Raw genomic sequence first — 21033 nt, 5'->3', positions numbered from 1 at the left:
AAGAAAGGAGCAAACCTTATGAAAAATTTATTCAAGAAGATTGGTGCGTTGTTAGTGGCAGCAGTTATGGTACTGGCAATGGCATCTACAGCATTCGCAGCAGTAGAGCCTGCAAAAATTACAGTTAATAATCTGGATGAGCATGCAACAATAACAAATGTACAGATTATTGAACCAGATCAGACAACAGAAACTGGTTGGAAATTTAGTAATGGCGCAGAGGCTTCATTTAAGAAAGTATCTGATTGGAAGAATTTAACTGATCAGCAGATCCTTTGGAAATTAATTAAATATGCAAATGAAAATGCTTCAGTTCCGGAAGGAACAGTTAAAGCAGATGTAGCTGATTTTCAGGCAGCAATGGGATTTGTAGAGAAAGAATTAGCAAGCTCTTATACAAGTGAAAATGTTGCAGCAAATGTTATTACAGCTACTAAGGCAGGTGTTTATGCAATTAAAGCAACAACAACTGATCATAAGAATTATGTATATAGTCCAATGGCAGCATTTGTATCTTTTGGAACATATACTACAGAGCCGACAAGTTTAGTAGGTGTAACGGTAAATGCAAAAAGAACAACTATTAAAATTGATAAGGAAGCCAAAGACGAGGATGGCGTTGTAGAAATTGGTAAAAATGTTACCTATACAGTAACAACAAATGTTCCATATATTGCAGATGATGTTGCAGATGTAACATATACAATTACTGATACAATTCAGGGAGCTGATTATAACCTTAACGACGATAATAAAACATTAGATGTAAAGGTAAAAATTGGTTCTGGTAATGAAACTACCTATAAAGTAAATGTTACTACAACAGTTGATGGAAAGAAGCAGTTTGTTTTAGATTTAAGTGATGTAGCAAGAGTAAGAACTAATGCTAACGCAGAGGTAGTAATTACTTACAATGCTATTGTTAAATCTGAAGTTGTAAACAACTCTGTTAAACCAAATGATGGAACACATGATTTTACACCAAAAACCAACACTCTGTATACTGGAAAAATCACAATGACAAAAACTGATGATAGTAAAGAAGCGGTAAGACTTGCAAATGCAGGATTTGTTATTTACAGAGTAGATGGCACAAAAACGAATTATGCATTGGTTACTAAAGACAAGATGAAAACAGAAAATAATGAATATGTAGTTACAGGTTGGACAAACGATCTTGAGGATGCAAAAAAAGATGCTAACTTAATTATGACTGATAAAAATGGTGAAGCAGTTGTAAGAGGTCTGGATGATTCCTATACTTATAATTTCAAAGAGATTAAAGCTCCAGAGGGATATTCTGTTAATACAACAGATTCTGTAGCAACATGGGGAACAAATCAGACAGCAGAAAATCGTACTGGTACAGCTACTATGAGCGATACAAAACTCAACTCCCTTCCATCCACAGGTGGCATGGGAACATACCTCTTCACTATCATCGGTGTTGTAGTTATGGCTGGCGCTGCTGGTGCTTTCTTCATCAGCCGCAGAAAAGGATCTGAGGAGTAATCGTTTGATTGCCGGATCGATTCAATTCAAAAATTATTTATAAGCAACGACAAAGCAAGTATTAAAATAAAGTAGTAAATCTTTTACCGCCCGGCCCTTTCGGGGGCCGGGAGTGGTAAATACAACAGTATGGAGAAACCTATGAGAAAGAATAAGAAGAAAAATTATATTGGACTTGGTTTGCTGTTTCTGATAGGGTTGTCCATACTGCTGTATCCAATGGTCAGTGATGCCTGGAACCGGTACAGGGACAGCCTGCTGATCAGTAATTATAGCAGCAGTGTTTCTTCGAATGATAATTCGGAGAAGATTGACAGTATGTGGAAGGCAGCTCAGGAGTATAACGAACAGATCAAGCAGGAAAGTGTGCCGGATGCTTTTTCCGTGAGGGATGGCCAGACGGACAGTACATATGAGTCTCTTCTGAACCTGAATGGTGATGGAATGATGGGGTATGTGGAGATTCCTGTGATCGATGTGAGCATTCCAATCTATCATTACACGACAGATGAGTCTCTGGAGAAGGGTGCCGGTCATTTGTTCGGCAGCAGTCTTCCGGTTGGCGGCAAGAGTACTCATTGTATTTTGTCGGCACACAGAGGACTTCCAAGTGCGAAACTTTTTACAGATCTGAATCTTGTGGAAGAGGGAGATGTTTTTTACCTGCATGTGCTGGGTAAGACGCTTGCCTACGAGGTGGATCAGATTCTTACCGTTCTTCCGGAGCAGACAGAGTCTCTGGGTATCACGGATGGGGATGATTATGTAACGCTGGTTACGTGTACGCCTTATGCGGTGAATACGCACAGACTTCTGGTGAGGGGACACAGAGTTCCGATGAAGGCTGCGAAGGCGGTTCAGAAAGCAGAGAAGAAGGTTACCGGAATCACCAATCCGACGCTTCCGATGCTTGTTCTCTGTGTTGTGATCGGAATTGTGATCGCGGTAATCCTGGTTGCCGGTATCAATTCTGTTCAGAACAAAAAACGACGCAGGAAATAGTTTATGGCTAAAAAGAAAAAAAAGAAAAAGAGTAATGTTGTCCTGAACATCATTATTGCCCTGGTGTTTCTGGCGGGGGCGGGTGTGTTCCTTTATCCCACGATCAGTGATATGTGGAACCAGTATCGAAATGCCCAGCTGGTCAGTAAGTACGAGGAAGCGGTAACAGAGCTTTCGGACAACGACTATGACAGGCTGTGGAAAGAGGCGAAGGAGTATAATGCCGAGCATCCGGTGAATGCCATTGTAGATGCTTTTGAGGAAGAGGATACTTATGAGCTGAGTCATCCTTATGACAGGGTTCTGGATCCGAACGGTGATGGTCTGATGGGGAGTATCGAGATCCCGAAGATCAAAGCCAGACTGGCGATTTATCACGGACTGAGCAAAACGGTCCTAGAAAAGGGTGTCGGTCATGTGGAGGGTACCAGCCTTCCCATTGGAGGCAAGAGCACCCATGCGGTTCTGGCGGCGCATCGAGGTCTTCCTAACGCAAAGCTTTTTACAGATCTGGATCAGATGGAAAAGGGAGATATTTTTATCCTGCATATTCTTGGCAAGCATCTGGCCTACAAGGTGGATCAGATCAAGACGGTGCTTCCGGATGAGACCAGTGACCTGGATATTATCGAGGGTGAAGATCATGTGACTCTGATCACGTGTACCCCTTATGGAGTTAACACCCACAGGCTTCTTGTCCGGGGAGTGCGGACGAAATATGTGGTGGAAGATACAAAGAATGACGAAACGATACCGCAGAAGCTTGCTGTTGTGGATCCGAAGAGGGTTCTGGCCGGCGGCGCTGCAGTGCTTGTTGTTCTGATCCTGCTGATTTATCTGATCGTCCGTCATAGGGACAAAAAACGGAAAAAGAAGCAGCTTTCAGAAAGGAAAGAGGAGGCAGAGAGCGATGAAAAATAGAAGAAAGCAAGGGAAAATATTCCGGAGCCTTCTGGCTGTTCTGATGCTGACGGCTATGCTGGTCACGAGTGTTTTGCAGCCGGTTTTCGCCGGGGATTATGAAGCTGGAAAAACAGGTAATCTGACGTTGACGGTTCAGCAGGCGGATGAGGAGGGAAACCAGACTCCGCTGCCGGATGTAGGGTTGACGATCTACAAGGTTGGCAGTGTGAATTTTGATGGCAATGTGCATTTCGTGCTGGATGAGGCACTGGCTGCCGCAGCAATCGATTTTGATTCCATCACAACGGCTGACGGCTGGTATGAAGCGGCAGAGAAGCTGGCGGCTATGATCGTCAGCGGAAACGTGGATGTGTGGGGTATGTCCAAGTCCTCTGATGCAGAGGGGAATATGACTTTCGCTGATCTGGTTGAGGGTATGTATCTGGTGGTGCAGACAGATGGAAACAGCAGTGTTATGGTTTCACCGATGCTGATCTCCGTTCCTTTTGCAGATCAGGAGCAGGGCTGGATGTACGATGTACAGGCTTATCCGAAGTCTGTAAGTAATCCGCAGAAGCATACACAGATCCAGGTTACGAAGAGGATCTATAATGTTGATGAGAACGACAATGTGATTCCTCTGGAAACGAAGGAGGATGTAACTTATAAGGTTGGCGTTTTTTCGGATCAGGAAGGTACGATCCCGTTCCGTGATGATTATTTACAGGATATCCATATCCAGAATGCTTCCAGTGGTACAGCTACATGGACGGATGTTCCGGATGGCACCTATTATGTATTTGAGCTGGATGAGGATGGAAATCCTCTTCAGCAGAATACGAAGATCAAGGTGGATGAAGAGAATCTTTACTACTACAATGTAACGAAGCCGAATGGTGAGAGTGAAGAGAAGTCCAATCAGGTTGTGATCGGTGGAGATAGTGGTGTTACTGAGGCTGCGGCTTATGTAAATAACTATTATACAAAGATTTCCGATGTATTTAGCCGTAACGGATATATCAACATTAAGAAGAATGTGATGATCGATGGTGTTGCTTCTTCTGTGGATGATACGTTCTATGCAGGTGTGTTCTCCACTGAGAGTAACGGTGAGCTGACGCTTGAGAAGGTAGTGACTCTGAAACAGAATGGTAGTGTTCAGGTAACAATGGAGCTTCCAACAGATCAGGAGATCAACAGTGTTACTTATACTGTTCTGGAGACGGATAAGGATGGAAATCCGGTTGATGATGATACCTTTAAGTATACAGTTACCGGTCAGGGTGAGGTTACACTGAATAATGATAACCGATATACTGTAACAAAGGAGATCACCAACAGTCTTTCTTCCGAGCCGACACCGATTCCGACTGCTACACCTGGAGCAACTCATGGTGGAAATGATCGGATCACTCCGATCCCGAATAACGGCACAGCGGGCGGAACTGCTCCGAACGATACCAGCGGTACAGCAAGACGTTCTGTAAAGACCGGCGATGATACACCGATCGGCGTATGGGTTGGAATCCTTGCAGCAGCGATCATTGTTGGCGGTGGTGCAGCTTATGGAGTTAAGAGAAAGAAGAAAAATAAATAACGGATCGTTCTGAAGGATGATCGATGGAAGAACCGGGCGATGTGGATGCCCGGTTCTTTTTTTGGAATATTTACGTTCTGTTGGGACTGTAAAATGTTATAATGGTTAATAATTTTTTTTATGCAAATCGCAGAACTGATAGTGAGTGATAATGTAAGAGAGGTGGATGATATGAAAAGGGACCCGTTTGAAGAGTATCTGAAAGAATCGGAACCGGATAAGGCAAATAAGGGGTATGCGTGGAGTACTGCAATCGGTCTTCAGGCTGTTGATGGTCTTAAAACATCGGAATATCTGATCGATACTGCTATTCAGAATATCGAAGGTAAGATCACAATGAGAGAAGCGCAGGAGCTTATCAACAGTTACTATGAAGAACGTCCGGCACATTTTTCTGATGAGGAACGGACGGAGGAAGCAGATAAGGTATCTTCGCGGATCGCAGGACTGCTTTCTGAGACAGCATTTTCATTTTCACCTAATGAATATATTTCAATCCACAGAAAGCTTTTTATGGGGATTTACAGTCATGCAGGGAAGATCAGAGATTATAATATTACGAAAAAGGAATGGGTGCTGGATGGTGCAACGGTTATGTATGGCAGTGCTTCAGAACTGATAGCCACGCTGGAATATGATTTTTCTCAGGAGAAGGCGTTCAGCTATAAGGGGCTTTCCATGGAGGAGATCATTCATCATCTTGCTGTTTTTATTTCAAGATTGTGGCAGATCCATATTTTTGAAGAGGGAAATACGAGAACCACGGCAGTATTTTTTATCAAGTATCTGCGAATGCTTGGTTTTACGGCAACTAATGATATTTTTGCGGAGAATGCATGGTATTTCCGAAATGCGCTTGTTCGTGCCAATTATACGAATCTGCAGAAAGGGATCTATGAGACAACAGAATATCTGGAAGCTTTTCTGAGAAATCTGCTTTTGGGCGAGAGAAATGAGCTTCATAATCGAAATCTGCATATCAGTGGAGTACTGAATACTGGAAAAGTGGATATTGAGGATGAAAAAGTGGATATTGGGGATGAGAAAGTAGATATTGGGGATGAAAAAGTAGATATTGAGGATGGAAAAGTAGATATTGGAGATGGAAAAGCAGAGGTTGGATGTGAAAGCGGATATATGGGCGGTCCGAATGCAGAGATAGAGAAGCTTTTTTTGGAAAAGGGGATAGCTTTTTCTGCAAAAACTACAGGGCATATTCTCAGATTGTTTGAGGTGGTCGGGTATGACAGGATTTTTAATAAGACTGTGGTTAAAGAACTGATCGGACTGAAGGATTCCGGTGCTTCAAAGTTTCTTTCCAAATTGGTACATGCAGATGTTATTGGAACAGTCCCTGGCTATGGAAAGGGAAAATACCGGTTCAAAAAGTAACGGGTGATATTTTTTATCAAAAATTGCTCTTGACATTTTGGTATGATAAGTATATTGTATGTGTTGCAGTAAATTTCATAAAAGATAGCCTTTTATTCAGAGTGGTGGAGATACAAAGGATCTGTGAAGCCACGGCAACCCCGGAGAATCCAGGAAGGTGCCAACCTGAGCGAGCAATCGAACAATAAGAGGATTGTTTACAGAACTTAAACAGTCCGGATTGTACGGGCTGTTTTTTATGTATATAACCATTGTTTTATTACAAAAGGAGAAGATCATGGAGAAAATTTTATTTACGTCTGAATCTGTAACTGAGGGTCATCCTGACAAGGTCTGCGACTCTATTTCTGATGCGATCCTTGATGCTATGATGGCACAGGATCCGATGAGCCGTGTTGCCTGCGAGACTGCTACTACAACAGGTCTTGTACTTGTTATGGGTGAGATCACAACCAAGGCTAATGTTGATATCCAGAAGATCGTTCGTGATACTATCCGTGAGATCGGATATGACAATGCGGATTATGGTTTTGACGCAGATACCTGTGCGGTTATCACATCACTTGACAAGCAGTCCACAGATATCGCTATGGGTGTTGACAAGGCTCTTGAGCAGAAAGAGGACGATATGAATGAGGACGAGCTGGATTCCATCGGTGCCGGTGACCAGGGTCTTCAGTTTGGTTATGCTTCCAATGAGACTGAGGAGTATATGCCATATGCCATCAACATGGCTCACAAGCTTGCTCAGCAGCTGACAAAGGTTCGTAAGGACGGCACTCTGAAATATTTAAGACCGGATGGAAAGACTCAGGTTACTGTTGAGTATGATGAGGCCGGCAAGCCGAAGAGAATCGATGCTGTCGTATGCTCTACACAGCATGATCCGGATGTTACTCAGGAGCAGATCCATGAGGATATTAAGAAGTATGTTTTTGATGCGATCATTCCGGCTGATATGGTTGATGCTGATACTAAGTATTTCATCAATCCGACAGGTCGTTTTGTTATCGGCGGACCTCACGGTGACAGTGGTCTGACAGGACGTAAGATCATCGTTGATACCTACGGCGGAACAGGACGTCACGGCGGCGGTGCTTTCTCCGGTAAGGACTGCACAAAGGTTGACCGTTCTGCTGCTTATGCTGCACGTTATGTTGCAAAGAATATTGTTGCAGCTGGTCTTGCTGACAAGTGTGAGATCCAGCTTTCCTATGCGATCGGTGTTGCTCATCCGACTTCTGTCAGTGTGAATACCTTCGGAACAGGTAAGCTTTCTGAGACCAGACTTGTTGAGATCGTTCGTGAGAATTTTGATCTTCGTCCGGCTGGTATCATCAAGATGCTTGACCTTCGCCGTCCGATCTACAAGCAGACTGCTGCTTATGGTCATTTCGGCCGTACAGATGTTGATCTTCCATGGGAGCATCTGGACAAGGTTGAGACTCTGAAGAAGTATCTGTAAGAGAGTCAAAAAAAATATTTATATATCCTTTTGGCAGGAATATTGATTTTAAGAACTGCATATGATATAATGCCATTAGGCAAAAGAGATAGTAATAGTTCCAAAAGAACAAAGAGTGAAGCCCCCGGTAGTGCCAATACCGGGGGCTTCTTCTAATTTTTTATAGTGGACAAGAAACCACTAGGTTAGCGTTGTCCTACTTGTTGCCGTCTAGCCATTTGCAAACGTAATAGGCAGTTATGTTTGCCATGCAGGAAACAAGAAAAGAGATAATAATTTCCAAAAGAACTCACCTCCTCCCGTTGCCGGGTATCGGGTGGACAACAAAAATATGATAGCATAGTTTAGAACAAAATGGAATAATACTGATGCTGGAAGATGGGGTTTTTTATAGAAAATTTAGAGATAGGGAATATAGTTTATGTTATAATACGTGTATGTGAATGTGTGAATTTATAAAGGACGGAGATACAGATGAAGTTAAAAACACGTATTATTGTGGGCTTCGTTGCGATCATCCTGCTGCCGCTGCTTCTTTTTTCCGCAAGTCTGTACGGGTTCAGCCAGACGCAGGCGAAGTATGTGCAGGAGAGCAGCAGCCAGGCTTCGGATTCCAGCCAGATGGTCTATGATATTTCGCTGCCGCAGTCTTCCAGCAGCCAGGTGAAGCTGATGGCCAAGGATATGATCCTGACCGCAACGATCATCCTTGTTTTTACTGCTTTGTCCGTGGGGCTGTGGATCTACAGGAGCATTGCGGTTCCGCTGGTGAAGCTTAAGAAGGCTACCAAGAACATCAAGGAGGGGAATCTGGATTTTGTGCTGGAGGTTGAGGGGAATGATGAATTTTCCCAGCTTTGCCAGGATTTTGAGGAGATGCGTAAGCGTCTGAAGGAGTCCACGGAAGAGAAGATCCTGATGGATAAGGAGAATAAGGAGCTGATCAGCAATATTTCCCATGATCTGAAGACGCCGATCACTGCGGTGAAGGGTTATGTGGAGGGAATCATGGATGGTGTGGCGGATACGCCGGAGAAGATGGACCGGTATGTGCGTACCATTTATAATAAGACCAATGAGATGGATCATCTGATCAATGAGCTGACTTTTTATTCCAAGATTGATACCAACCGTATTCCGTATACGTTCAGCAAGCTGAATGTGGAGGATTATTTTTCGGATTGTGCGGAGGAGCTTGGGCTTGAGATGGAGACCAGGGGGATCGAGCTTGTGTATGCCAATTATGTGGAGAAGGGTGTGCAGGTTATTGCGGATGGTGAGCAGATCCGCCGAGTGATCCATAATATTGTGAGTAATGCCATTAAGTATATGGAGAAGCCAAGGGGGATCATCCAGCTCCGGGTGAAGGATGTGGGTGATTTTATCCAGGTGGAGATCGAGGATAACGGCAAGGGTATTGCCGCCAAGGATCTGCCGTATATTTTTGACCGTTTTTACCGTACCGATGTTTCCAGGAATTCTTCCAAGGGAGGAAGCGGTATCGGACTTTCCATCGTAAAGAAGATCATGGAGGATCATGGTGGAAAGGTCTGGGCCACAAGCCGGCTGGGAATCGGAACGATCATGTATTTTGTTCTCAGAAAATATCAGGAGGTACCGATGAATGAGTAGGATTTTGATCATAGAGGATGAGGAAGCGATCGCGGATCTGGAGAAGGATTACCTGGAGCTTTCGGGTTTTGAGGTGGAGATCGAGAACCGTGGTGATACGGGGCTTGTACGTGCCATGAAGGAGGAGTTTGATCTGATCATCCTGGATCTGATGCTTCCGGAGGTGGATGGCTTCGATATCTGCCGGCAGGTCCGTGAGGAGAAGAATACGCCGATCATTATGGTTTCTGCCAAGAAGGATGATATCGATAAGATCCGCGGACTGGGTCTTGGTGCGGATGATTATATGACCAAGCCGTTCAGCCCAAGTGAGCTGGTTGCACGTGTGAAGGCGCATATGGAGCGTTATAACCGGCTGGTTGGTTCCAATGTGCATAAGAATGATGTGATCGAGATCCGTGGTATTAAGATCGATAAGACGGCCAGGCGTGTGTGGGTCAATGGTGAGGAGACTACGTTTACTACCAAGGAGTTTGATCTTTTGACTTTTCTGGCTGAGAATCCGAACAGGGTTTTTACAAAGGAGGAGCTTTTCCGGGAGATCTGGGATATGGAGTCTGTGGGTGATATCGCTACGGTTACGGTGCATATCAAGAAGATCCGTGAAAAGATCGAGTTTAATACGGCCAAGCCGCAGTATATTGAGACGATCTGGGGTGTGGGGTACCGGTTTAAGGTGTGAGCCTTCGGGAAAGGCTTCGGATGGGGCTGCTGCAGGTGTATGAGTGCAGATCGGAATGATGGTGTATGATCTGCCGGGTGCTTTTGAGAGGAGTGGAGATATGCCGCTGTCGAGGGAAAGAATTTATACGATAGAGGATATTTATGCTTTGCCGGAGGGTGAAAGAGCGGAACTGATCGATGGACATATTTATTATATGGCGCCGCCGAATACGATGCATCAGAGGATCTCAAGTATCTTGTCCAGAAAGATAGGTAACTATATAGAGGCTAATAAGGGGAAATGTGAGGTGTTTGCCGCACCGTTTGCTGTGTATCTGGATGAGAAGACGAATACTTATGTGGAACCGGATGTTTCTGTTATCTGTGATCCGGATAAGTTGGATGACAGGGGATGTAAGGGGGCTCCGGACTGGATCATCGAGATCGTTTCTCCGGCGAGCAGGCGTATGGATTATTATACCAAGCTGTTTAAATACAGGACTGCCGGTGTGAGAGAGTACTGGATCGTGGATCCTGTGAAGAAGCTGGTAATGGTGTATGATTTTGAAAATGAGGATACGGAGCAGTATACATTTCAGGATTCGATCAAGGTGGGGATCTATGAGGATCTGAGGATCGATTTTGCTGAGATGTGATAAAAATGGAGGGGAATATCGTCTGGTGATAGCCCCTCCTTGTTTTTAAGATGAAAAGGACGAACTATGGAAGACAGATTATATAAGAAACTGGAAGCGTATGGTAAGAGTGATTTTTATCCGTTTCATATGCCGGGGCATAAGAGGAATCCGCTGGCTGTGGAGGGGGATTTTCCGGTGGAGAGGGATATTACGGAGATTGACGGATTTGATAACCTGCATCATGCTGAGGATATTCTGAAAAGGGCTCAGGAGGATGTCGCACGGCTTTATGGTGTGCCGGAGAGTTTTTACAGTATTAATGGAAGCTCCGGGGCGATCCTGGCGGCGGTGTCTGCGGCTGTGGATAAGGGGGGACAGATCCTGGTGGCGAGGAACTGCCATAAGGCGGTTTACCATGCGATTTATCTGCGGGAGCTGAGTGCCACGTATATTTATCCACATGAGGATCCGAAATTGGGGATAAACGGAGGGATTTCACCCGGCCGTGTGGAAATGTATCTGGCGGAAAATCCGGAGATCCAGGCGGTGCTGATCACTTCGCCGACTTATGACGGGATCGTGTCGGATGTGGCGAGGATTGCGGAGATCGCGCATCACTATGGTGTGCCGTTGATCGTTGATGAGGCTCACGGGGCGCATTTTCGGTTTTCGGATTATTTTCCAGTGTCTGCGGCGCAGCTTGGTGCGGATGTGGTGATCAACAGTGTGCATAAGACGCTGCCCTGTCTGACCCAGACGGGGGTGATCCACCTGTGCAGTGATCGTGTGAGCCGGGAAAAACTGAAGCGTTTTCTGGGAATCTATCAGAGCAGCAGTCCTTCTTATATTCTTATGAGCAGCATTGATGCGTGCATGGATAAGCTGGAGCGTGAGGGGGATGAGATGTTCCGTGTGTTTACGGAGAATCTGGAAAAAGCACGCAGGCGTCTTTCCGAGTGTAAGTATATCCGGCTGGTAACGCCGCAGGCCTGTGAGTGCCAGAGAGTTTTTGATTTTGACAGATCCAAGATATTGCTTTCTACTGTGAACAGTTCGCTGAACGGCCGGGAGCTGCATCAGATCCTCCGGAGGGAGTTTCATCTGGAAATGGAGATGGAGGCGGAGAATTATGTGCTGGCGCTGGCGGCTGTGGGTGATACTGCGGAGGGTTTTGAGCGGCTTTGTGATGCTATTGAAGAGATCGACCGTCGTGAATCGTTAAAATACAGAGAAGAGGCTGTGGAGAGGGCACCCTTGAAAAACGGAAAAATGAAGCAGGTCATGCGGATATCCCAGGCTATGGATGCGGAGAGTGAGCGGTGTCCGCTGGATGAGTGTATCGGACGGACGTCCGGGGAGTTTGCGTATCTTTATCCGCCGGGGATCCCGCTGATCGTTCCGGGGGAACAGATTTCTGGACATTTCGTAAAAAATGTGAGAAGATACCTGGAACAGGGCTTTGAGGTCCAGGGCCTGAGCGACCAGACCAGTGAGACGGTGTGTGTTGTGAGAAATGATATGTGAGGTGCGTGGCAGCAGACTGCTCTGTGTATTACGGAGCAGAGCGTGTATAGTAATGCATATGCAGCAGAGGAGACATATGGGAAAGATTTTTTACATTATGGGAAAAAGCTCTTCCGGTAAGGACAGTATTTACAGACAGCTGGAGGGGGATCAGGAGCTGGGGCTTAAGCGGCTTGTGATCTATACCACCCGTCCGATCCGGGATGGAGAGGAGAACGGAAGAGAATATTTTTTTGCAGATGAGAATAAACTGAAGGAGTTCCGAAGAAACGGGAAGCTGATCGAGGCGCGTACTTATCAGACGGTTTACGGGCCGTGGACATATTTTACTGCGGATGACGGGCAGGTGTCTGTGGGAAATGACAGCTATCTGGGGATCGGTACACTGGAGTCTTTTGTGAGGCTCCGGGAGTATTACGGCAATGAAGTGATGTGGCCTATTTATATAGAGGTGGAAGACGGAGAGCGTCTGGAGCGTGCGCTTGCCAGGGAGAAGACTCAGGAGGTGCCGAAGTACGAGGAGATGTGCAGGCGTTTTCTGGCAGATCAGAATGATTTTTCCGAGGAAAATATTCTTAAAGCAGGTATATGGAAGCGTTTTGAGAATCATAATCTGGATGAATGTGTGAAGGAGATCGTAAATTATATAAAATCTGTGCAATAAGGAAAAATAGTTTTTTTTATACAGAAGATTATGTTATAATTAGTTGAAAGATGTCCGCCGGGTATAACGGAGGACACAAAAGGCAGAAAGAGGTGATTCTTATGGCAGGATTTCATGACATCATCGGCCATGACGATATAATCAGGCATTTGAAGAATGCGATAGAGACAGGGAAGGTATCCCACTCTTATATTTTTACAGGGGAACCGGGATCCGGCAAGAAGCTTCTTGCGGGGACTTTTGCGGCAGCGCTGCAGTGTGAATCGGGAGAGTCTGAACCGTGTATGACTTGTGATTCCTGTAAGAAGGTGATCGGCAAGAATCATCCGGATATCATTACAGTAACTCATGAGAAACCTGGAAGCATCAGCATTGACGAGGTGCGTGACCAGGTTGTGCGTGATGTGGATATCAAGCCGTACTGCAGTCCGTATAAGATCTATATCATTCCGGATGCGGAGATGATGACGGTGCAGGCGCAGAATGCCATTTTGAAAACTATCGAGGAACCGCCGGAATATGCGGTGATCATGCTGCTGACAAGCAATATCGACAGTCTTCTTCCTACGATCCGTTCCAGATGTGTGCGTCTAGATCTGAAGGTGGTGGATGACAGTCTTGTGAAGGAATATCTGATGGAGCATCTTCAGGTGCCGGATTATCAGGCTGAGATCGATGCGTCTTATGCGCAGGGCAGTATCGGCAAGGCGAAGGAGGCTGCGACTTCTCAGGAGTTTGCAGATATGACTGCCAATGCCCTGAAGATTTTGAAATATGCCAATTCCATGGAGGTTTATGAGCTGACAGAGGCGATCAAGACTTTGACTGCTGATAAGAATAATATCAATGATTATCTGGATATTTTCCAGTTCTGGTTCCGCGATGTTCTGATGTTTAAGGCAACAAGGGAAATTGACAACCTGGTTTTTAAACAGGAGATTAATTTTATCAGAGAGCAGGCCAGCGAGCGTTCTTATGAGAATATCGAAAAAATCCTTGAGGCACTGGAGAAGACGAAGGTGCGTCTCCGTGCCAATGTTAATCTCGAACTTGCCCTGGAGCTCCTGTTCCTGACAATTAGGGAGAAATAGAATGGAAAAGGTAGTTGGAGTCAGATTTCGTAACGTTGGTAAGATTTATTATTTTAATCCTAAGAATTATAAGGTAAAGGTCGGCGATCATGTGATCGTGGAGACTGCCCGTGGTGTGGAGTATGGCCGTGTTGTCCTGGAGCCGCGCAGCGTGAAGGAGGACGAGGTGGTCCATCCGCTGAAGGAGGTTCTCCGTGTTGCAACGAAGGAGGACGAGGAGCATGAGGCTGAGAACCGCCAGAAGGAGAAAGAGGCTTTTAAGATCTGTAAGAAGAAGATCCGTGAGCATGGGCTTGAGATGAAGCTGATCGATGCGGAGTATACCTTTGATAATAACAAGGTGCTGTTTTATTTTACAGCGGATGGCCGTATTGATTTCCGGCAGCTGGTTAAGGATCTGGCGTCTGTGTTTAAGACCAGGATCGAGCTTCGTCAGATCGGTGTCCGTGATGAGACGAAGATCCTTGGCGGTATTGGTATCTGTGGAAGGACGCTTTGCTGTCATACGTATCTTTCGGAGTTTGCGCCGGTTTCCATCAAGATGGCGAAGGAGCAGAATCTTTCTCTGAACCAGACGAAGATTTCTGGTGTCTGTGGTCGTCTGATGTGCTGTCTGAAGAATGAGCAGGAGACTTATGAGGAGCTGAACCGGAATCTTCCGGGTATCGGTGATATGGTAACGACGCCGCAGGGTGTTTCGGGTACGGTCCAGAGTGTGAATGTTCTCCGGCAGATGGTTAAGATCGTGGTTGAGGTGAATGACGAGAAGGAGATCCAGGAGTTTCCGGTCCGTGATCTGAGGTTCCGCCCTAAGAGAAAAAAGGGTAAGGGTGGTTCTGCTGACCACGAGGAGAAAGAGGTTAAAAAGGGAGATTCGAAGCCGAATGAGAAGTGATCTGGTTTATTGCGGTGAGCGTGTGGATGATCTTCAGAATGGGTTGTTTGTGATTCAGGATCCGAAGAAGTTTTGCTTTGGGATGGATGCGGTTCTGTTGTCTGGCTTTGCCCGGGTGAAGAGGGGTGAGGTTGCTCTGGATATGGGGACCGGTACGGGGATCATTCCGATCTTGCTTTCTGATCGTACGGATGGGGAGCATTTCACGGGGCTGGAGATCCAGCATGAGTGTGCGGAGATGGCTGACCGTAGTGTGAGGTATAATGGTCTTGAGGACAGGGTTCGGATCGTTGAGGGTGATATCAGGGAGGCTGCCGGGATTTTTGGGGCGGCTTCTTTTGATGTGGTGACGTGTAATCCGCCGTATATGATCGGGCAGCATGGGTTGACGAATCCGCATCTTCCGAAGGCGATCGCGAGGCATGAGATTTTGTGTTCGTTTGATGATGTGGCTTGTCAGGCTGCCCGGGTCCTGAAGGACAGGGGGCGTTTTTTTCTGGTGCACAGGCCGTTTCGGCTGGTGGAGCTGATGGCGACTTTGACGAAGTATAAGCTGGAGCCTAAGAGGATGCAGCTGGTGTATCCTTTTATTGATAAGGAGCCGAATATGGTGTTGATCGAGGCTTGTAAAGGCGGGAATTCCAGGATCCGGGTTGAGCGGCCGCTGGTGGTTTATGAGCGGCCTGGGGTTTATACGGAGGATGTTTTGGAGTTGTATCGGATGGTGTGAATGTTGTGGCTTAGGGTGGTTGCCTGGTTGTGAGAGATTGGGGTGGCTGCTCGGGAGGTTTTGGGCCATCGGCGCTGCGCTGGATGGCTGGGTGGTAGTGGTGGCTGTGGTACTTCGGTTGGTGAAGGGACGGCGAGGGGAGGCAGGCTGCTGGTGGTGACACGCTGCGCCCCCTGCTCGGCTGCGGCGCCGGTTTGCTGCCATTCGCGCAAACTCGCTTCGCTCAAACAGTGCGCTCGGTGGCAGCAGCTATCCTCACCTCGCTGACGGGGGCTCCGCTAACGTCACCACCAGCAGCCTGCCTCCCCTCGCCTGAGATTCAAAGCGAGAGATCGCAGCGCGTAGCGCGCTGAATATCGAAGAATACAGGGACCTTGCCGGAAGTGAATCACTGAGAAAGTGAAGAAATAAAACAACATCGGCACAGCGTAGCGCGCTGAGTAGCGAAGCATACAGACGCCTTGCCGGAAGTGAACCACAGAGAAAGTGAAGAAATAAAACAACATCGGCACAGCGTAGCGCGCTGAATACCGAAGCATACAGACACAAGTCAACAAATAAGAACAGCGAATCCCTTGCACTACTTAAAAAAAGCCCAAGGGGTGTGCAGAGGGGGCGCGGCTTTGCGGCCCCTTTGCGGTTTTCAAAGTTCCCAAACTTAAACAAACCCCGCGGTTAAGCGGAACATCCCCCGCGGTCAAGCAAAACAACTCCCCGCGGTCAAGCGAGAAAAGAGGCAAATATGAAACAAAACGGAAAACTATACTTATGTGCCACCCCCATAGGAAACCTCGAAGACATCACCCTTCGAGTACTAAGAACCCTTCGGGAAGTGGACTTAATCGCTGCGGAGGATACCCGCAACAGCATAAAACTTCTAAATCATTTTGATATAAAAACCCCCATGACCAGCTACCACGAATACAATAAGATCGATAAGGGCCATGTCCTTGTGGAAAAGCTGCTGGCGGGTACAAACATTGCGTTGATCACAGATGCAGGTACTCCGGGTATCTCAGACCCCGGGGAGGAGCTTGCCGCCATGTGCTATGAAGCCGGAATTGAAGTGACTTCACTTCCGGGTCCTGCTGCCTGCATCACTGCTCTGACTTTGTCAGGCCTGCATACCAGGCGTTTTGCTTTCGAGGCTTTTCTTCCGGCGGATAAGAAAGAACGAAAAACGATCCTGGAGGAGCTTTCCTGTGAAACCAGGACTATTATCCTGTATGAGGCACCTCACAGACTTGTACGGACTCTTGGTGAGCTCAGAGAGGCGCTTGGCAACCGCCGGATGACTCTTTGCAGAGAGCTGACCAAGAAGCATGAGACGGCATTCCGGACTACGATCGATGATCTGATGGATTTTTATAAAGATGAGAAGCCGCTGGGTGAGTGTGTTCTTGTGATCGAGGGCAGGAGCCGCAGTGAGATGGAGGCGGAGAAACGTGCTTCCTGGGAGGAGATTTCCATTGCGGAGCATGTGGCGATGTATGAGCAGCAGGGGAATTCCAGGAAGGATGCCATGAAGCTTGCTGCCAAGGATCGTGGTGTTTCCAAGCGGGATATTTATAAGGCGCTTCTGGATGGAGAAGGTTCTGCTGAATGATCAGGTGTAATTGTGGTACGGATCGTAGGTAACGTGATCGTGGATGATTGAATAAGCTGCATACTGTGACCAAGGATTTTTTTGGGAGCGTATGTGGCTTTTTTTGTAGTAATAAAAAGGTTACTGTTCACCGGCATCGCGAAGCGTGTTGCTGAGAACGGAGTGAACAGTAATATAAAAAGTACTGTGCGGATTTTGTCGAAATGATTTGCTTGCAGTATAGACCATATTGTGGTAAGCTGATCTTATCAAAAATAAAAAGCAGTTCCGGGATTCTATGGAAATGCTGTAAAAGCATATTTTCTAAAAATAATCTTATTTTTCTATTACATTTCATATATCAGGCAGATTGCCTGTCATCTCAGAAAATTCATGCTTTTTTCCATTTTTCAGCAGGAGTTTTCAGATGAGGCTCCTTGAGATCAAAACAGAGGAGTCGTGTATGATCGTAAACAAAAACAGAACAAACAGCTCTAATCTTCGGCAGTGGCATCCTGCATTTTTTGCTGATATCCAGATAGAACTGGAGGCAGAAAGGGAGAATCTGATTTTTGAGAATGAGCATCAGCTTGGGACGAAACCAATGGAGATCGATGCGCTTGTGATCAAAAAGAAATCAGATATCCCCATTAATAAAAACATAGGAAGGATCTTCCGAAAATATAATATCATTGAATATAAGAGTCCGACGGATTATATAAGCATCAATGATTTTTATAAGGTGTGTGGATATGCATTTTTTTATAAAGCGGATACGGTAACTGAGGATGAAATCCCAATTGAGCAGATTACGATCTCTTTGGTAAGCAGGGCATATCCCCGGAAGATGCTTCGGCATTTGAGGGAGTTTTGGAAATGCCGGATAAAAAAGATAGAAGAAGGAATTTATTACGTAACAGGATCTAAGATCCCAATCCAGGTTATTGTAACGGAACAGTTGTCGAAGAAGAAAAATCTGTGGCTGAGAAGTCTGACTGATAGAATAAAAGATAAGGAAGATATGAAACGACTTCTCAATGAATACAGAGAAAAGCAGAAAAATCCTTTGTACGAATCAGTCATGCAGATGATCGTAAGGGCTAATGAAGAAAAATTCAGGGAGGCGGATTGTATGTGTGAAGCATTAAATCGGATCATACAGGATCAGATCGAGGAAAAGATAAGAAAAAGTTTACAGGCTGGCTATGATGAAGGTTATGGAATTGGAATGCAGGATGGAATAAAGGATGGGATGCAGCAGGGAATGCAGCAGGGGATGCAACAGGGGATACAGCAGGGGATGCAACAGGGGATACAGCAGGGGATGCAGCAGGGAGAACATAGTATTAACAGTTTGATCCTCTGCCTTGCTGAGCTTGGCAGGACGTCTGATATTATAAAATCGGCATCAGATCCGGAATACCAGAAGAAATTGTTAAAAGAATTTGGGCTTTTACTGGAGTAGCTGAATATTCCATATGTTTTAAGAGCATATTGTGCTGTGTTTTGGGATTGCATTTAATAAGATACTTTTTTGCCTGTATTTCCTATGATTTTGCGTGGAAATACAGGCTTTTTTGTGCTATAATAAACTCTGTATTCGTATGTAAAAAATATTTATTTTACAGGTATAAATGACACTTCCGGAGCGGGTTTGAGAATTGCTTTCTGCAAAATGAAAATACAGTATTTCCTGAAATTAAAAGATCAGTTTATCTTGTTCAGGATTTGATGTAATGATTTCTGAAGCTGCTATGGTTCTGCAGAAATGAATTTTCAAACACGTCCGGACGACAAGAACAGGAGGAATGACATGGGCGCAGAGAATACAGAATACGGCGCGGATCAGATCCAGATCCTGGAAGGACTGGAAGCCGTACGTAAGAGGCCTGGAATGTATATCGGAAGTACCTCCAGCCGTGGACTTCATCATCTCGTATATGAGATCGTGGATAACGCAGTCGATGAAGCACTGGCTGGTTTTTGTACGGAGATCCATGTAGATATCAATCCGGATAATTCCATTACAGTTACAGATAATGGTCGTGGTATTCCGGTTGGTATCAATCATAAGGCTGGTATTCCGGCAGTTGAGGTTGTATTTACCATTCTTCACGCAGGCGGTAAGTTCGGCGGTGGAGGATATAAGGTCTCCGGTGGTCTTCACGGTGTTGGTGCATCTGTTGTAAATGCACTTTCCGAATGGCTGGAGGTTACCATCTACCGAGAGGGTAAGGAATACAAACAGAGATATGAGCGTGGCAAAACTATGTACCCGCTGAAGGTGGTAGGTGACTGTGATCCGGGGCTTTCCGGTACGAAGGTTTATTTCCTTCCGGACAAGGAGATCTTTGAGGAGACTGTTTATGATTATGATATCCTGAAACAGAGACTTCGTGAGATGGCTTTCCTGACTAAGGGTCTTCGTATCGTTCTGGAGGATAAGAGAGAGGGACAGGAGCGCGAGAAGGTATTCCACTATGAGGGTGGTATCCGTGAGTTTGTAAGTTATCTGAATAGAAGCAAGGAGGCTCTTTACCCGGAGATCATTTACTGTGAGGGTGAGAAGGACGGCGTGTCTGTAGAGGTTGCGCTGCAGCATAATGACTCCTATACAGAGAACACCTATGGCTTTGTAAACAATATCAATACACCGGAGGGTGGTACACATATTACCGGTTTCCGTAATGCGATCACCAATACATTTAATGATTATGCACGTAAGAACAAGCTTCTCAAGGACAGTGAGCCGAACTTAAGCGGTGATGATATCCGTGAGGGCCTGACTGCGATCGTCAGTGTTAAGATCGAGAATCCGCAGTTTGAGGGTCAGACCAAGCAGAAGCTTGGAAACAGTGAGGCAAGAGGTGCGGTAGACAGTGTTGTAAGTAAACAGCTGGAGATTTTCCTGGAGCAGAATCCTGCAGTTGCCAAGGCTACCGTTGAGAAATCTGTTCTTGCACAGAGAGCCAGAGAGGCAGCCAGAAAGGCACGTGACCTTACAAGAAGAAAATCCGCACTGGACAGCATGTCTCTTCCGGGAAAGCTTGCAGACTGTTCTGACAAGAATCCGGAGAACTGTGAGATCTATATCGTAGAGGGAGATTCCGCGGGCGGTTCTGCCAAGACAGCGAGAAACCGTGCCACACAGGCAATCCTTCCACTGCGTGGTAAGATCCTGAATGTTGAGAAGGCACGTCTGGATAAGATTTACGGAAACAAAGAGATCAAGGCAATGATCACTGCCTTCGGAACCGGAATCCATGAGGATTTTGATATTTCCAAGCTTCGTTATCACAAGATCATCATTATGACCGATGCCGATGTTGACGGTGCGCATATCGCAACACTGCTTCTGACCTTCCTGTATCGTTTCATGCCGGAGCTGATTAAGCAGGGATATGTATACCTGGCGCAGCCTCCTCTCTATAAAGTGGAGAAGAACAAAAAGGTATGGTATGCATATGACGATGATGAGCTGAACAATATCCTTACCGAGATCGGACGTGACGGAAACAATAAGATCCAGCGTTATAAAGGTCTGGGTGAGATGGATGCCGAGCAGCTCTGGGAGACTACTATGGACCCTGAGAAGAGAATCCTTCTCCGTGTGACCATGGACGAAGCTGCCACATCTGAGATCGATCTGACATTTACCACTCTTATGGGAGACAAGGTAGAGCCAAGACGTGAATTTATCGAAGAAAATGCAAGATTCGTTAAGAATCTTGATATCTAGG

17 protein-coding genes and 1 riboswitch are annotated in these 21033 nt (G+C 45.9%); all 17 genes read left to right on the top strand.

Going from position 1 to position 21033, the window contains the following annotated elements:
* Positions 1-18: 18 nt before the first annotated feature.
* The 17 genes from CCC70_RS09595 (at position 19) to gyrB (ending at position 21032) form a co-directional block, all read left to right on the top strand.
* Positions 19-1512, top strand: coding sequence for a SpaH/EbpB family LPXTG-anchored major pilin (locus CCC70_RS09595; RefSeq protein ID WP_287084738.1), 1494 nt, complete (start codon positions 19-21; stop codon positions 1510-1512).
* 141 nt (positions 1513-1653) lie between these two features.
* Positions 1654-2514, top strand: coding sequence for a class C sortase (locus CCC70_RS09590; protein ID WP_278604048.1), 861 nt, complete (start codon positions 1654-1656; stop codon positions 2512-2514).
* Between the two features lie 3 nt (positions 2515-2517).
* On the top strand, positions 2518-3435 hold the full coding sequence (locus CCC70_RS09585; protein WP_118608770.1) for a class C sortase: 918 nt from the start codon (positions 2518-2520) through the stop codon (positions 3433-3435).
* Positions 3425-5014, top strand: coding sequence for a pilin N-terminal domain-containing protein (locus CCC70_RS09580; RefSeq protein WP_278604049.1), 1590 nt, complete (start codon positions 3425-3427; stop codon positions 5012-5014). The genes CCC70_RS09585 and CCC70_RS09580 overlap by 11 nt, the downstream gene beginning before the upstream one ends.
* Before the next feature lie 171 nt (positions 5015-5185).
* Positions 5186-6406 (top strand): Fic family protein, encoded by a 1221-nt coding sequence (locus CCC70_RS09575; RefSeq protein ID WP_278604053.1) that lies wholly within the window; start codon positions 5186-5188, stop codon positions 6404-6406.
* A gap of 89 nt (positions 6407-6495) precedes the next feature.
* A riboswitch (SAM riboswitch) is annotated at positions 6496-6597 on the top strand.
* An 86-nt stretch (positions 6598-6683) separates the two neighbouring features.
* Positions 6684-7871, top strand: a complete 1188-nt coding sequence (metK, locus tag CCC70_RS09570; protein ID WP_173754324.1) for a methionine adenosyltransferase — start codon at positions 6684-6686, stop codon at positions 7869-7871.
* Positions 7872-8345: 474 nt separating this feature from the next.
* A complete protein-coding gene (locus tag CCC70_RS09565; RefSeq protein ID WP_287084737.1) occupies positions 8346-9503 on the top strand; it encodes a sensor histidine kinase in 1158 nt (385 codons plus the stop codon).
* Positions 9496-10185 (top strand): response regulator transcription factor, encoded by a 690-nt coding sequence (locus tag CCC70_RS09560; protein WP_015526575.1) that lies wholly within the window; start codon positions 9496-9498, stop codon positions 10183-10185. The genes CCC70_RS09565 and CCC70_RS09560 overlap by 8 nt, the downstream gene beginning before the upstream one ends.
* 100 nt (positions 10186-10285) lie before the next feature.
* Positions 10286-10822, top strand: a complete 537-nt coding sequence (locus CCC70_RS09555; RefSeq protein WP_278604054.1) for a Uma2 family endonuclease — start codon at positions 10286-10288, stop codon at positions 10820-10822.
* A gap of 66 nt (positions 10823-10888) precedes the next feature.
* A complete protein-coding gene (locus tag CCC70_RS09550; protein ID WP_287084736.1) occupies positions 10889-12328 on the top strand; it encodes an aminotransferase class I/II-fold pyridoxal phosphate-dependent enzyme in 1440 nt (479 codons plus the stop codon).
* Positions 12329-12404: 76 nt separating this feature from the next.
* Positions 12405-12992 carry a guanylate kinase gene (locus CCC70_RS09545; protein ID WP_287084735.1) on the top strand — a complete coding sequence of 196 codons (588 nt, stop codon included), beginning with the start codon at positions 12405-12407 and terminating at the stop codon, positions 12990-12992.
* Positions 12993-13093: 101 nt separating this feature from the next.
* The gene (gene holB, locus CCC70_RS09540) at positions 13094-14083 is read left to right on the top strand and encodes a DNA polymerase III subunit delta' (protein WP_015526578.1); all 990 of its coding nucleotides are present in this window, start codon (positions 13094-13096) and stop codon (positions 14081-14083) included.
* A 1-nt stretch (position 14084) separates the two neighbouring features.
* The gene (locus tag CCC70_RS09535) at positions 14085-14978 is read left to right on the top strand and encodes a PSP1 domain-containing protein (RefSeq protein WP_287084734.1); all 894 of its coding nucleotides are present in this window, start codon (positions 14085-14087) and stop codon (positions 14976-14978) included.
* The gene (locus CCC70_RS09530) at positions 14968-15708 is read left to right on the top strand and encodes a tRNA1(Val) (adenine(37)-N6)-methyltransferase (RefSeq protein ID WP_059086497.1); all 741 of its coding nucleotides are present in this window, start codon (positions 14968-14970) and stop codon (positions 15706-15708) included. The genes CCC70_RS09535 and CCC70_RS09530 overlap by 11 nt, the downstream gene beginning before the upstream one ends.
* 742 nt (positions 15709-16450) lie before the next feature.
* Positions 16451-17314: a 16S rRNA (cytidine(1402)-2'-O)-methyltransferase gene (gene rsmI / locus CCC70_RS09525; protein WP_044962018.1), complete on the top strand. Its 864-nt coding sequence runs from the start codon at positions 16451-16453 to the stop codon at positions 17312-17314.
* A gap of 442 nt (positions 17315-17756) precedes the next feature.
* Entirely contained in the window at positions 17757-18758 is a 1002-nt protein-coding gene (locus CCC70_RS09520) for a hypothetical protein (RefSeq protein ID WP_287084733.1), read from the top strand.
* 348 nt (positions 18759-19106) lie between these two features.
* The gene (gene gyrB, locus CCC70_RS09515) at positions 19107-21032 is read left to right on the top strand and encodes a DNA topoisomerase (ATP-hydrolyzing) subunit B (RefSeq protein WP_015526581.1); all 1926 of its coding nucleotides are present in this window, start codon (positions 19107-19109) and stop codon (positions 21030-21032) included.
* The last annotated feature ends 1 nt before the right edge of the window (position 21033 follow it).

The organism is Blautia sp. LMAG:89, from assembly GCF_008679485.1.
In the GTDB taxonomy this organism is placed as follows: domain Bacteria; phylum Bacillota; class Clostridia; order Lachnospirales; family Lachnospiraceae; genus Blautia_A; species Blautia_A fusiformis.
The sequence above is the reverse complement of the archived record's forward strand: the minus strand, read 5'-3'. Positions and strand labels throughout refer to the sequence as shown.

What these genes read in the sequence shown, in the direction of transcription:
- gyrB (WP_015526581.1), top strand. Translation starts at nt 19,107, where the DNA reads ATGGGCGCAGAGAATACAGAATACGGCGCGGATCAGATCCAGATCCTG.
- holB (WP_015526578.1), top strand. Translation starts at nt 13,094, where the DNA reads ATGGCAGGATTTCATGACATCATCGGCCATGACGATATAATCAGGCAT.
- CCC70_RS09595 (WP_287084738.1), top strand. Translation starts at nt 19, where the DNA reads ATGAAAAATTTATTCAAGAAGATTGGTGCGTTGTTAGTGGCAGCAGTT.
- CCC70_RS09550 (WP_287084736.1), top strand. Translation starts at nt 10,889, where the DNA reads ATGGAAGACAGATTATATAAGAAACTGGAAGCGTATGGTAAGAGTGAT.
- CCC70_RS09585 (WP_118608770.1), top strand. Translation starts at nt 2,518, where the DNA reads ATGGCTAAAAAGAAAAAAAAGAAAAAGAGTAATGTTGTCCTGAACATC.
- metK (WP_173754324.1), top strand. Translation starts at nt 6,684, where the DNA reads ATGGAGAAAATTTTATTTACGTCTGAATCTGTAACTGAGGGTCATCCT.
- CCC70_RS09535 (WP_287084734.1), top strand. Translation starts at nt 14,085, where the DNA reads ATGGAAAAGGTAGTTGGAGTCAGATTTCGTAACGTTGGTAAGATTTAT.
- CCC70_RS09520 (WP_287084733.1), top strand. Translation starts at nt 17,757, where the DNA reads ATGATCGTAAACAAAAACAGAACAAACAGCTCTAATCTTCGGCAGTGG.
- CCC70_RS09575 (WP_278604053.1), top strand. Translation starts at nt 5,186, where the DNA reads ATGAAAAGGGACCCGTTTGAAGAGTATCTGAAAGAATCGGAACCGGAT.
- CCC70_RS09555 (WP_278604054.1), top strand. Translation starts at nt 10,286, where the DNA reads ATGCCGCTGTCGAGGGAAAGAATTTATACGATAGAGGATATTTATGCT.
- CCC70_RS09580 (WP_278604049.1), top strand. Translation starts at nt 3,425, where the DNA reads ATGAAAAATAGAAGAAAGCAAGGGAAAATATTCCGGAGCCTTCTGGCT.
- CCC70_RS09545 (WP_287084735.1), top strand. Translation starts at nt 12,405, where the DNA reads ATGGGAAAGATTTTTTACATTATGGGAAAAAGCTCTTCCGGTAAGGAC.
- CCC70_RS09590 (WP_278604048.1), top strand. Translation starts at nt 1,654, where the DNA reads ATGAGAAAGAATAAGAAGAAAAATTATATTGGACTTGGTTTGCTGTTT.
- CCC70_RS09530 (WP_059086497.1), top strand. Translation starts at nt 14,968, where the DNA reads ATGAGAAGTGATCTGGTTTATTGCGGTGAGCGTGTGGATGATCTTCAG.
- CCC70_RS09560 (WP_015526575.1), top strand. Translation starts at nt 9,496, where the DNA reads ATGAGTAGGATTTTGATCATAGAGGATGAGGAAGCGATCGCGGATCTG.
- CCC70_RS09565 (WP_287084737.1), top strand. Translation starts at nt 8,346, where the DNA reads ATGAAGTTAAAAACACGTATTATTGTGGGCTTCGTTGCGATCATCCTG.
- rsmI (WP_044962018.1), top strand. Translation starts at nt 16,451, where the DNA reads ATGAAACAAAACGGAAAACTATACTTATGTGCCACCCCCATAGGAAAC.